This is a genomic window from Streptomyces sp. NPDC055025, assembly GCF_053608565.1.
The window spans coordinates 16,278-29,347 of sequence record NZ_JBSGVS010000027.1 but is presented as its reverse complement, the minus strand read 5'-3'; the positions used below and the strand labels follow the sequence as shown (position 1 = coordinate 29,347).

Annotated in this window: 10 protein-coding genes; 2 read left to right on the top strand and 8 right to left on the bottom strand. The window is 69.0% G+C overall.

The window, feature by feature from the left end; genetic code table 11:
• The first annotated feature begins 57 nt into the window (after positions 1-57).
• Positions 58-789 carry a phosphorylase family protein gene (locus ACWGDX_RS18250; protein ID WP_382863721.1) on the top strand — a complete coding sequence of 244 codons (732 nt, stop codon included), beginning with the start codon at positions 58-60 and terminating at the stop codon, positions 787-789.
• Between the two features lie 31 nt (positions 790-820).
• Positions 821-2,206: a nucleotide disphospho-sugar-binding domain-containing protein gene (locus tag ACWGDX_RS18245; protein ID WP_453626715.1), complete on the top strand. Its 1,386-nt coding sequence runs from the start codon at positions 821-823 to the stop codon at positions 2,204-2,206.
• A 22-nt stretch (positions 2,207-2,228) separates the two neighbouring features.
• Here ACWGDX_RS18245 and ACWGDX_RS18240 read toward each other — a convergent pair whose 3' ends face one another.
• The 8 genes from ACWGDX_RS18240 to ACWGDX_RS18205 form a co-directional block, all read right to left on the bottom strand.
• Complete coding sequence (locus ACWGDX_RS18240) at positions 2,229-3,854, bottom strand: beta-N-acetylhexosaminidase (RefSeq protein WP_453626713.1); 1,626 nt, start codon at positions 3,852-3,854, stop codon at positions 2,229-2,231.
• Positions 3,851-6,199 carry a xanthine dehydrogenase subunit D gene (pucD, locus tag ACWGDX_RS18235; protein ID WP_453626711.1) on the bottom strand — a complete coding sequence of 783 codons (2,349 nt, stop codon included), beginning with the start codon at positions 6,197-6,199 and terminating at the stop codon, positions 3,851-3,853. Before pucD ends, ACWGDX_RS18240 begins: the two co-directional genes overlap by 4 nt.
• A gap of 4 nt (positions 6,200-6,203) precedes the next feature.
• Positions 6,204-6,671, bottom strand: a complete 468-nt coding sequence (locus ACWGDX_RS18230; RefSeq protein ID WP_382863709.1) for a (2Fe-2S)-binding protein — start codon at positions 6,669-6,671, stop codon at positions 6,204-6,206.
• A complete protein-coding gene (locus ACWGDX_RS18225) occupies positions 6,671-7,540 on the bottom strand; it encodes an FAD binding domain-containing protein (protein ID WP_453626709.1) in 870 nt (289 codons plus the stop codon). The genes ACWGDX_RS18230 and ACWGDX_RS18225 overlap by 1 nt, the downstream gene beginning before the upstream one ends.
• 9 nt (positions 7,541-7,549) lie before the next feature.
• Positions 7,550-8,830 (bottom strand): protoporphyrinogen/coproporphyrinogen oxidase, encoded by a 1,281-nt coding sequence (locus ACWGDX_RS18220; protein ID WP_453626707.1) that lies wholly within the window; start codon positions 8,828-8,830, stop codon positions 7,550-7,552.
• Positions 8,831-8,836: 6 nt separating this feature from the next.
• Entirely contained in the window at positions 8,837-9,781 is a 945-nt protein-coding gene (locus tag ACWGDX_RS18215) for an aminoglycoside phosphotransferase family protein (RefSeq protein ID WP_453626706.1), read from the bottom strand.
• A 98-nt stretch (positions 9,782-9,879) separates the two neighbouring features.
• Positions 9,880-11,388, bottom strand: a complete 1,509-nt coding sequence (locus tag ACWGDX_RS18210; protein ID WP_382863697.1) for a B12-binding domain-containing radical SAM protein — start codon at positions 11,386-11,388, stop codon at positions 9,880-9,882.
• A gap of 50 nt (positions 11,389-11,438) precedes the next feature.
• Positions 11,439-13,046 (bottom strand): N-acyl-D-amino-acid deacylase family protein, encoded by a 1,608-nt coding sequence (locus ACWGDX_RS18205; RefSeq protein WP_453626704.1) that lies wholly within the window; start codon positions 13,044-13,046, stop codon positions 11,439-11,441.
• Positions 13,047-13,070: the final 24 nt, after the last annotated feature.

Genomic DNA, 13,070 nt, shown 5'->3' with positions numbered 1-13,070 from the left:
TTCCACGACTGCCGCATCGAAATGTTCAGGACCGAACGAAAGGCAAGGGGAAACGATATGAGGCTTCATCGCGTGCTTCCGGAGATAGACAGTCCGGCGCGAGCCGCCATCGTGACCGGGGACGCGGACCGTATTCCCGTGTTCGCCGACGCGTTGGGCAAGGCTTCGCGCTCGTGGCAGCGTCGCGAGCTGGTGGTGACCGAGGTCGAGAGCGATGACGGACCCCTTCTGATCGCCTGTCACGGCCAAGGCGGCTTCAGTACCGCGATCCTCGTGGAGGAACTCATCGACAGCGGTGTCCGCGCGATCGTACGGGTCGGCTCGTGCGGCACGCTTCAGCCGGACGTCGCCAAGGACACCGTCGTGATCTCCACCGGTTCCGTACGCGACGACGGGGCCAGCGCGAGCTATCTGCCGATCGAGGTACCCGCCGTCCCGGACACCCGGCTGGTCCTCGGTCTCTGCCGCTCGCTCCACGGCCACCAGCTCGATTACACACTCGGGCTGACCCACTGCAAGGACTCCTACTACTCGGCGGATCCCTCGCGACGTGTCTTCGGCAGGGACTGGGCCGAGCGGTACAAGCTGCTGGAGGAGCTGGGAGTGGTGGCCACCGAGGCCGAGGCGGCGAGCCTCTTCGCCGTGTCGGCCGTCCGGCGGGCGCGTTCGGCGGCGCTGTTCGTGGTGGGTGCCGCGAGCGACCCGGAGAACGAACTGATGGTGCGCTGCGCGGTCGTGGCCGCGGACGCGATGCGAGCGGCCCTGGAACGGCCGGACGACTTCGGATAAGACGACCGCCCTCGACATTTCAAGGAACTCCATGCCGAATGTCCTTGTCATAAGCCCTCCGTTCTACTCACACGCCAAGCCGCTCGCGGCACTCGCCGGCGCCATGGCCGGTCTCGGGGCACGGGTAACGTTCGCGTGCATTCACGAACTCAAATTCCTGGCGGATGACCAGGCCGTCGATTTCCACCCCTTCGAAGGCGCCTCCAACCGGAATACCGGACTGGGGAGCACGACCGAGCAGCCCACCGAGGACCGGGACCGGCTGCTCTCCTTTCTGAAGGCGACCCGCCGGGGGGCGGTGGCGTCCCTGACCAGTCAGGCAAACAATCGGCGCGGTGACATGCTCCAGGATCCGGGCAGGGTCCTGGAGTCGGTGCGGGCGCTGTACGAAACCGTACGACCCGACTGGTGTCTGGTCGATCAGTTGAGTTATCCCGTCACCCTGGCGCTCCATTGCCTCGGCGTCCCTTTCGCCTCGTTCGTCGCCGGCCATCCGACCGATCTGCCACGGGACAGCCGGTCCTTCTTCGGTGTTCCCGACCAGTGGCCCGAGGAGATCTACGTCGACGAAGAGGGACTCGTCGGCCTCAAGAGGCTCGCGCGACAGGTGGACCGCGCGTTCACCGATTCGTTCAACGACGTCATCCGGTCGGTGAACCCGTCCTCGGCCCCGGTCGAGAGCGCGTTCTCCTTCAGCTCGGAATCCGCGCGAGTCTTCAACTATCCCGAGTCCGGCACGGCGTATCCATGCCAGGAGGGCAGGGACCTCTTCATCGGGCACTGCACTGCCAAAAGCGGTGAACTGCCGTCCGAATGGATCCGGAATCTGGACCGGCTCACCGGACGGCCCCGCGTACTGATCGCCTTCGGAACGTTCCAGTGGGTCCACACCGATGTGATCCGTGCCGTCCACCGGGGGATCAGACAGGCGTACCCGGACGCCGCGTTCGTCGTCTCGGCGGGAGACCGCGCGGAGGAGCTGAGTGATATCGGGGACGACGGGACGCTGCTGTGCGACTTCCTTCCCCAGCTGCCGCTGCTGCCGAGCATGGATGTCGTCGTGCACCACGGAGGGAACAATTCGTTCACGGAGTCCGTCGTGTCCTCCGTGCCGGCGATCGTTCTGCCCTTCGCGGCGGACCAGTTCGCCGTCGCGCGCGATGTGTCACTGCTCGGGCTCGGGCAGGTGCTCGACCCGAACCGCTGTACGCCGGACGATGTCGCCCGCGCGGTCACGTCCGTCCTCGGAAGCGGGATCCGCGAGCGTGTCGGCGCGATGGCCGCGCGTGTCCGCGCACGAGGTCCCGCCTGGGCCGCGGAGCGGATCCTCGTACAGATGGACACCGGGCACGCGACCGAAGGAGCCGGTCCCTCGCAGCACGGTCCCCTGAAGCACGGTCCCTCGCAGCACGGTTGACGGCGGTCCGACGCGGCATCGGTCAGCGGCTCCTCTGCCACGGGTGGGGCCCGTCCCACGGCCGGTAGTTGATCCCGATCGCGTCAAGTCTCTCCAGATAGCCGCCCATGCGCCCCGCCAGCGGGGACGAGAGGCGACGGTCCCGGCCGCTCCAGGCCGCCTCGGCGATCGCGGCCAGCCGGGGGAACGCCATGTATTCGACGTCCCTCGGGTTGCGCATGTACTCGGTCCACAGATGTCCCTGGGTGCCGAGGATCCGTCCTCGGCGCTCCACCGCCCCGCCGTCGGAGTCGGAGGCGGGGTTGGGGCCGGAGTCGGGGCCGGGGTCGGGGGCGGGGTCGGGGTCATAGGCCGCCACGTCGTCGAAGGTGGCCACGCCGTAGAACGACGGCGGTTCCGAGGTCAGTTCGGACTGCGCGTGGTCCAGATACGTGGTGCGGGTCGGGCACTGGATGACATCGTGCCCGGCGGCCAGGGCCTCCGAGGCAGTGTCCGCGGCGAAGTCCCGCCACGCCATCACCACCGTCGACTCGGGTACCCCGCCGTCCTCCAGCACCTGGTCCCATCCCACCGCGCGCCTGCCCGCCGCGCTCAGCCGGTCGATGCCGTACCGGAGGAACCAGCTCTGCAGGGCGTCGACCGAGGCGAGCCCGAGCTCCGCGGCCCGCGCCTTCGCGTAGCCCGACGTACGCCACTCGTCCCGCCGGCACTCGTCCCCGCCGATGTGCACATAGGGGGAGGGAAAGGTGTCGACCACGACATCGAGGACATCGGAAATGAACCTGAGCGCCTCGGGGTTGGGCGCCAGCACATGGGGGGAGTGCCCCCACCGGGTTCGCACCTCGACCGGCCCGGCCTGCCCGAGTTCCGGATAGGCGCCCAGAGCGGCCTGTGTGTGGCCGGGAAAGCCGAACTCCGGTACGAGCGTGATGTGACGCCTCGCCGCGTAGGCCGCCATCTCCCGCAGCTCCGCCAGGGTGTAGAAGCCGCCGTGCGGCGTCCCGTCGTGACCGGTCGGTGCGTCGACCGGGCCGAGCGGTGTCTCGCGGCGCCACGCCCCGGCGGATGTCAGTCCGGGCCAGGAAGGAACCTCCAGCCGCCATCCCTGATCGTCCGTCAGATGCAGATGGAAGACGTTCAGCCGGTGCAGCGCGGCCAGATCGATCAGCCTCAGGACGAAGTCCTTCGGCATGAAGTGCCGCGCCACGTCCAGCATGAGTCCCCGCCAGGGGAATCTCGGCGCGTCCTCGACGCGGACACACGCGAGCGCGACCGGCGGGGGCGCCACGGGTGTCGACCGGAAGGACTCGGCGGGCAGCAGCTGGCGCAGGGTCTGGACACCCCAGCCGAGCCCGGCCGTGCTCGGGGCGCGGATCTCCACCCGCTCGGGGGTGATGTCCAGTGTGTACGCCTCGGGCTCGCCCGCGTCATCCGGTGTGAGGAGCAGGACGATGTCCCCCTCGGCCCTGGCCGCCGCGGGAACGACGAGGAGCGGGAGACCCGTTCCCGGGCGGAGGAGCTCTTGCAGAAGCAGGGCCGTGTCCGCCGCCGGTCCGTCGGCGGCTATCCGTGTGCTGTGCTTCAGCGCGAACGTTCCGGCGCGCCGCTGGACTTCGCGTGGTACGGGTACCAGGTCGAGTTTGTTCATCGGCAGTTGTCCTTCCAGGCGGTGGGGCTGGTCGATGAGGCGCGCGGCACCCGCGGAAGGCCCACGATGTCCTCCGGCCGGACCGGGACCCGGGGCAGCTCCCGCCCGCACGCCGCCCGGATCGCCGCGACGATCGCCGGAGTGGACGAGATGGTGGGCGGCTCCCCCACACCGCGCAGACCGTAGGGCGCATGCGGATCGGCCAGCTCCAGCACATCCACCCGCATCGGCGGCACATCGGCGATCGTGGGGATCAGGTAGTCGGTGAACGAGGCGTTCGCGACCCTGCCACCGTCGGCGCGGACCTCCTCCATCAGCGCGAGGCCGAGGCCCTGCACGGTGCCGCCGTGGATCTGTCCCTCCACGGCCTGCGGGTTGATCGCCTTCCCGACGTCCTGGGCACAGGCCAGCTCGACGACCTTGACCAGGCCGAGTCCGGTGTCCACCTCGACCACGGCACGGTGCGCCGCGAACGCGTACTGCATATGGGCGAAGCCCTGCCCGGTCCGCGGGTCGATCGGATACGTCGGCCGGTGCCGCCATGTCACGGTCTCCTCGACGGCCTCGTCACCGAGCACGTCACCGAGGGCGAGCAGGACATTCCCGGAGTCGGAGGTGATCTTGCCTTCCTCCAGGTACAGCGCCTCTTCGCCGGTTCGCCGCCGGGCCAGCGCGAGAACCTGGTCGCGGACCTTCTCGCAGGCGGCCTTGACCGCGCCGCCGGTCACATACGTCTGCCGTGACGCCGAGCTGGGGCCGGCGCTGCCGATGGCGGTGTCCCGGGGACGCACGACGACACGGTCCACACCCAGTTCGGTACGGCAGATCTGCGCCTCCACGTTCATCACCCCCTGGCCGACCTCGGCCGCGGCGGTGTGCACGGTGACGGTGGGCTCCCCCGCGGTCATCTCCAGCCGGACCCGGGCCGTGGAGTAGTCGTCGAACCCCTCGGAGAAGGCGATGCTCTTGTACGCCACCGCGTAGCCGACACCGCGGCGCACCCCGTCCTGTCCGGTGGTGTCCGGCTCGTCGCCGGACGCGTGGGACGGTTCGGTACGGCCCGGTGGCATCGGCGCCTCCCGTACGCGGCGCAGCAGTTCCGCCACCGGCGCGGGGCTGTCCAGCAACTGCCCGGTCGGCACCTTCGCGCCCTCGTGCATGGCATTGCGGATCCGCAGCTCCACCGGGTCCATGCCCAGCGCGGCGGCGGCCTTGTCCATCTGCGACTCGCAGGCGAAGGTCACCTGCACCATGCCGAATCCGCGCATCGCGCCGCACGGCAGGTTGTTCGTGTACACCCCGTAGCAGTCCATCGCGACATTGGGGACCACGTACGGGCCGGTGCCCATCGCGCCCACGTTCGCGACGATCTCCGCGGTGGTGGACGCGTACGCGCCGCCGTCGAGCACCACCTCGCCCCGTACGTAGACGAGCGTGCCGTCGGGGCGGAACCCGTGCTCGTAGCGCATCACCGCCGGATGCCGGTGCGGATGCCCGACGAACGACTCGGCCCGTGAGTAGACCATCTTCACCGGCCGGCCGGTGCGCAGCGCGAGCATGCACACGTGTACGTGCAGGGACAGGTCCTCGCGTCCGCCGAACGCGCCGCCGACGCCGGCCAGTGTGAGCCGGACCCGCTCCGGTGGCAGTCCGAGCGCCGCGCAGATCTGCCGCTGGTCGCTGTGCAGACCCTGGGTCGCCACATACAGGTCGACCCCGCCCTCCCCGTCCGGGACGGCCAGCCCCGCCTCCGGGTCGAGGAACGCCGGATCCTGCATCGCGGTCCGGTACTCGCCGGTGACGACGACCTCGGCGGTGGCCTCCGCGTCACCGATACGAAGACGGCGGTGGCGCACCAGATTGCCCCGCTCGTGCAGTGCCGGGGCATCGGAGGCGAGCGCGGCCCGCGCGTCGGTCACCGGCTCCAGCACCTCGTAGTCGACGACGACGCGGGCGGCGGCGCGGCGGGCGGTCCCCTCGTCGTCCGCCGCCACGAGCGCGATCGCCTCTCCCTGGTAACGGACCACGTCCACGGCGAGCACAGGCTGGTCGGCCTGTTCCACACCGGTCAGATTCGTTCCCGGTACGTCGGTGTGAGTGAGTACCGCGTGCACGCCCGGGGTGGCGAGCGCGCCGGCGGTGTCGACGGACCGGATGCGGGCGTACGGGTGCGGGCTGCGCACGGTGACCCCCCACAGCATCCCGTCGAGCCGGAGGTCGGACGCGTAGGGGAACTCTCCGGTGACCTTGGGGACGCCGTCGAGCCGGCGCGCGCTCTGCCCGATGCCGCCGCCGATCGAGGTCACGGTCGCGGGGCCGGTATCCCGCGGGCTTGGCTGGGACACTCGTTCACTCCTTATGGCGCGAGGCGGCCAGCCGGACCGCGTCGAGGATCTTCTCGTATCCGGTGCAGCGGCACAGGTTCCCTGTCAGCGACTCCCGGATCTGGACATCGGTCGGATCCGGGATCCGCCGCAGCAGGTCGTCGGCCTGGACCAGCAGTCCGGGGGTGCAGAACCCGCACTGGACGGCCCCGGCCTCGATGAACGCCCGCTGGATCGGCGCGAGCCGGTCCCCGTCGGCCAGGCCCTCCACGGTGCGGACCTCGCGGCCCTGCGCCTGTCCCGCCGCGACGAGGCAGGCACAAACCGCCAGGCCGTCCACGTACACCGTGCAGGAGCCGCAGCGCCCGTCCGCGCAGGCCGTCTTCGTCCCGGTCAGCCGGAGCCGCTCCCGCAGCAGACGAAGCAGACTCTCGTCGGCCGGGACATCGTCGACCTCCCGCCGTGTGCCATTGACGATCAGCCCCACCCGCATCACTGGCCTCCCTGGTATTCCGACCATGCCCGGGCGAGGGTTCGCCGGGCCATCACCGCCAGCGCCAGGCGCCGGTACTCGGCTGTCGCGCGTATGTCGTCGCTCGGCGACGCGGCCTCCGCGACCAGTTCGCCGTACCGGTACATGAGCGACTCGCCCAGCCCGGCGCGGCTGTCCCAGAGGCCGGAGGCCTCCAGCTCACCGGTCAGGAACTCGTCCGCCACGGCCGCGGGCCGGGGTGCCGGCGCGACCGAGCCGATCCCGGACGCGGCACGGCGGCGCGCCGGATCGAGCGAGAGGGCGAAGGAGGCGACCGCCACGGCCATGGCCTGGCGACCGCCGATCTTCGAGAATCGCTGCGGGCCGGTGGCGACCGGGACGAGCACGGCGGCGATCAGCTCGTCCGCGGCCAGCGTGCCGCGCCGGTCCTCCTGGTAGAAGTCGACGGCCGGAATCCGGCGGACTCCCCGGACCGATGCCGCCTCGACCACCGCGCCGGCGGCCAGCAGGGGCGGGTGCGCGTCGCCCTCGGGTGACGCCGAGCCCAGGCTGCCGCCGACGGTGCCACGGCGGCGGATCTGCGGCGAGCCGACCGTATGTGACGCCATGGCGAGTCCGGGAAGCCGGTCGCCGAGTTCCGCCACGATCCGGGCATAGGTCACGCACGCGCCGAGCCGGACGATCCCCTCGTGCGTGTGCCATTGGGAAAGCTCCGGCACACGGGCCAGATCGAGCAGCGCGGAGGGCCGGTCCAGGTCGTGGTTCAGTCCGGCCATGACGTCGGTGCCCCCGGCGATGGGCAGCGCCCCGGGGTGCGCGGCACGGGCGGCGAGGGCGTCCTCCCACGTGGCGACACTCAGGAATTCCATTCGTCTCCTTCAGGTGACCGCGAGCCGAACCGCGCGCCGTCCCTGCTGGTACGCGACATCCATGTCGCAGTAGTTGAAGGTGCCGGCCCGTCCGCAGTGCCAGATGTCCCACTGCTGGTACATCCGCGTCAGGAGCGGGACATGCTCACGCAATCCGTCGCGCTGGAGCGGATAGGCCTCGGCGATATCGACCGAGTCGCTTTCGAGCAGCGGCCCGAACGTGCTGAACTGCGGGATCGTCAGAAGTTGCTCGACCACCTCGCCGAGCTCCTCCTCCGGCGTGGTCCGCTCGCCCCTGCCCATCGCCACTTCGACGGAGACGGCGGTCAGCCCCTGGGCGGGCAGGGCGGGGCAGAGGTTCTGAAGGACCGCCACGCGGCGGAAACCGACCGACGGTTCGGGGAAGTAGACCGCGTCCCCGACCAGTGGGGTGGTTCCCTCGAACACGAGGTTGTAGACGCGCACCGACAGCCACTTGAGCAGCGACCTGGTCCTCGCGGCGAGGTCCGTGTCGAATCCGGCCGTCATGCCCACCGCCTTGTCCAGCGGCAGGGAGGAGATCAGATGCTCGTACCGGTATGTCTCGCCACCGGCGGACACGGTCTTCCCGCCCGGGTCGATCCCGGTGACCGGCGAAGAGTGGCGGATCGGGCCGGCGCGCTCCGCCAGCAGCCCGACAAGGCCTGAGAGGTTTCCCTCGCGGGGGTAGAAGTACGTCCGTGAGGGAGGCAGTTTCCTCTCCGCGCCCTCGAGCACCTCCTTGAGGTCCACGGCCACCGGACGCTCCAGCGCCCATCGGTAGTCCATGTCCGACAGAGGCATCTGCCACTTCTTCTCCTCGTACGGGAACAGAACCTTCTCGCAGAGGTAGGGGCCGTACGAACTGAGCAGCCATTCGCGATAGTTCCGCACCTCTCCCGGCTCGCTCCTGGCGATCGATATCTCCTTCAGGACGGTCTCCCGGTCGGCGGGCGGCAACTCCACCAGGTGCCGCTGGACGGGGAACCCGATGAGACCCAGACCCGAGAGATGGACGACCTCGTGCAGCTCGTGGCGGCTCACGTCGGCCCCCAGCAACTGGACGAGTTCCTGGGAACTCTCCCGCTCGACGATCACCTTGGGCCCGTACCGGTCGAACATGCATCCGGCGATGGTGATACCGCGGCAGAGACCCCCGGCGGTCGGGGCCGCCTCCAGGATGAGGCTGTCGCGTCCCAGACGCTGGGCCTCGACGCCCGCGCCCAGGCCGGCGAGTCCGGCGCCCAGGATCAGAACCTCGACCTCACGCATGCCGCCTCACCGCCGGTCCCGTAGCCAGTCGAGGGACGCGCGGCCCAGCGCGACCATCATGTCCACGAGGTTGCGGTCGGCCTCCGGGCCCGCGGACACGGCCCTGCGGAGCAGGAAGCCGGCGTGCGACGCGAGCAGCGCGTCGATCCGGGCGGGTTCGAGATCCCGGGTCAGCGGGTGGGTCTCGGCGAGCGGCTGCGGATCCGTACCGCCGATGGACGCGCTCGACAGCAGTGTGACGACATCGCAGTGGGCGGCACCGACCCATGCGTGCGGCCAGTCGACGACGAAGACGCGTTCCTCGGTGAGCATGATGTTGAACGGATACAGGTCGCCGTGGAGGAGCGTCTCGCCGGCCAGCGCGAGCGGAGCCGTTTCCTCAAGGGCGGCGAGTTCGTCGAGACGGCCGGCCGCCCACGGCGACAGCGTGGCCAGCCTTCCGAGGACGTCGTCGTTCTTCACGGCGTCGTCCATCAGCGCCGACCAGCCTCCCAGCCGTGGCGCACCCAGGATGGCCGGGTCCACCGGCGAGGGGGTGAGCGCCCGGACAAGGTCGGTGACAGCGGTGAGTACCCTGTCGAGTTCATCGCGCCGCCATGGCTGCGCGGGGAGCCGCCCCGGGATTTCCTCGAACACCAGCGCGACCCAGGTGCCGTCGTCGTACGCGTCCAGCAGCCGCGACGCCGGCAGGTCCCCGGGAAGCCTTCGCGCGATCTCGATCTCCCTGCGATGGAAGTCCGCCGCCGCGGGCGCCGTCAGTGAACTCGCCGCCTTGACGAACGCCCGCCCTCCGTTCGCCAGGCGCACACGCGCCGCCAGCCCCTCGGAGAATCCGCCCGGCTGACCGATCGCGTCGACCACCTCGCCGCCCAGGAGCCGCTCGATCGCGGCCACCACCTCGTCGGGGATCGCCGACCAGCCGATCCTTCGGCTGCCCGTCGCCCGGGGCATACGCGGCCCCGGCTCCTCGTGATTCTCGTTCGGATCGCTTGTCATCATGGTCTTTCCCACGTCGGCGGCTGAGGATGGCGGATGTTCCGTGGACCGGCCTACTTCTTCGTGGCTCCCACCACCATCGTCTTCTTGTAGGAACGGAACTCGGCGGAGTTGACCGTTTCCCACGCGTTGTCCCTGATCTCTTCGAGCTGCCGCGCGGGAACCAGGGTCTTGGCCATGTTCGCGCGGGTCCAGTTCATCGTGTCAGGATTGAAATCCGCCGGCAGATTCCCATTGGCGCACGCCATGTCGAACAACGGGGTTCCCGGCAGCGGCATCACCAGAAAGAAATTGGCGGCGTCAAGTCCGTGTCCCATGTGCGCGCGTGCCAGCTCGACGGTCGTCTCGATCTCTTCCAGGGTCTCGTCCGGATAACCCAGCATGTAATTCCCGGTGATACGGAGACCGTAGCTCTTGCAGGCCCTGATGAGCGCGGCTATGTCGCTCCTTTCGATGTTCAGCTTGTTGCTCGCGTACTTCCTCAGCACCCGTAGGTTGCCCGATTCGAAGGGCAGCACGATCTCGGTGAAGCCGGCCTCCACCAGCGCTTCGAGGATCTCGTGATCCGGCTGCCAGCGCTTGAGCAGATGAACGACGTTGATGCCGTTCACATCGAGAATGTCGAGGCCGGCTCCACGGATCTTGCTGAGAAGGCGTATCGAGCGCTTCTTCTTGCCGAGCAGCGAGTCGTCCTCGATGAAGACCTGTTTGACACCGAGGCCCTTGAGGATCTCGAGTTCCTCCAGCACACGGTCGTCCGACTTGATCCGGTACTTGCCGATCGGTCCGGCGATACTGCCTTCTTGTTCGCCCGCGATATGGCAGTACGCGCAGTGGAACGGGCACCCCAGTGACGTCATCATGGACGCGTACCGGATCTCCGCGTCCGGGGCGAAGGCGCCGCCGTGCGGCCGGCCGATCGACCAGTAACGTTCGTTCGGAAGCAAGTCCCAGGCGGGCATGGGAAGTTCGTCGAGCTGCCACAGCACGGCGCCCGGATCCGCGGGATTGACGCGGTAGGAATCACCGTCCCGGTACGCGATCCCGGCGACCGAGCTCAGATCCGGCCGCTTCGATTCCCGTGCGAGGTCGACGATCTGGAGGATGGTGGCCTCCGCCTCCGAGAGGCAGACGACATCGAATCCGGCCCCGAAGAACTGCGGCAGCCGGGAGCGCGCGTTGACTCCGCCGGACACCAGTATCTTTTCCGGGAACGCGTCCCGGATGAGCCGGGCCGTGCGGAGCACCATGGTCTCCTGCTCGGTGAAGATGGATGTGATCCCGATGATGTCGTGGCCCGCCACCTCCTGGAGAATCCGCTGGTCGTCGACTCCGGTCCGCATCAGACCGCTCGGCAGTTCCGTCGGCGAGTTGTAGAAGACCTCGTCGAGATCGTCGGAATCGTTTCCCACACAGGCGTCGTAGACGCTCACCTCGGTACCGTGCCGCCTGAGCGCACCGCCCAGGCTCGGATAGGCGAGCGATCCGTTCGGCTTGCACATGGTGCCCCGGAGGGACTGGTTGGGCGGATAGAGAAGCAGAACGCTTACATCGCGTGGCATGGAGTTCTCCGAGTCGAGGGTTTCCGGATGGACCGCGTATCCCGGACAGGTCAGGAGGCCCGCAGAGTGCGGCCCGCCACTTCACCGGTGAACTCTCCCGCTTCCATGAACACACGGCCGTTCACCAGCGTCAGCTCATATCCACGTGACTTCTGGATCCACATCCCGTCCCCGCCGGGAAGAATGTCCTTGTACTCCGGGACGATCAGATCGAGGGCGTCGAGATCGATGATGTTGACATCGGCGTACGAACCGGCCCGGAGAACACCGCGGTCCTCCTGGCCGAAGAGCGTGGCGGGATCCCGCGTCAGCCGCTTGACGCCCTCCGCGAGGGACAGCACCCGCCGGTCCCTGACCCAGTGCTTGAGTACATAGCTGGGCAGGCTGGAGTCGCAGATACCACCGACATGAGCGCCCGCGTCGCCCAGGCCGAGAATCGAGTTGGGGTCGGTGATGCTCCGCTCGATACCGTCGACGAGCTGGTTCAGGAACTCGCGTACCCAGACAGCGCGTCCCCGGGTGCCACGGCAGTACCGGATGAACGTTTCAGCCGGTGTCTCGCCGGCGGTCTTCGCCTGCGCTTCCAGGCTGTCGTGCACGCCGTACTCGTAGTTCGCCGAATCGCTGCCGAGGTAGTACAGCCCCCGGGCCGTCGGTGTGCTGTCGCCGCCGGGGGTCGACTCGATCAGCCTCTGCCGGACATCGGCGTTCTCCAGCGCGGCCAGCCTCTCGTCGAAACGGAGTTCCCTGAGCCTGTCCCACGCCTCACCTTCGAACGGAACGTTCTGGCCGAGACCGATGAGTTCACCCACCCGCCTCGCGGCCACCTGCGGCCGCAACGAGGCGCCGGTGGCCACCTCGTCGGCGGTGCGGTCGAGGATCGCGCGGTAGATCTCCGCGCGGTCCTTGTGGTTGAAGAGACTGAATGTGACGGTCCGCCCGGTCGACCGGCTCAACGCGGTCATCAGACCCATCTCGTGCTCGAAGCGGGACCGCCACTGCCCGTAGTCCTCCTTGTCCCACAGCCGGGCGGACACCTCGATGACACCGCGTGACCTGGCACGCAGCGGCTCGCACAGATGGAGCAGTTCCTCCTTCCCGGCGAAGCTTCCCGGCACCGGCCGGCCGTCCGGCAGCGTGTGACGCAAGGTCCTCGTCGTCGAGAAACCCAGGGCCCCTCCGCGGAGCGCGTTGTCGACCAGTTCCCTCATCAGGTCCAGCTCGGCCCGTGTGGGAGCGCGCTCGGGATCCAGGGATTCCTCGATGCCCATGGCGTACGCCCGCACAGCGGAATGTCCGACCATGCCGCCCACATTGATGGCCTTCGGCATCCGGTCGACGGATTCGAGGTACTCGTCGTAGCCCTCCCAGTCCCAGGGCAGCGCCGACAGGATGATGCGGGCCGACACCTCCTCGACCGCCTCCATCATGTCGGCCAGCTTGCTCTCACCTCCGGGACGGCAGGGCGCGAAGGTGATGCCGCAATTGCCCATGACGGCGGACGTGACGCCATGCCAGCCGAGCGGAGTGGCGGTCGGATCCCAGGCGATCTGCGCGTCGATATGAGTGTGCGGATCGAAGAACCCCGGTGTCACGAGCCGGCCGTCGGCGTCGATCACTCGCGACGCCGACGTTCCGAGACCGCTTCCGACCGCCACGACGCGGCTTCCCCTGATACCGAG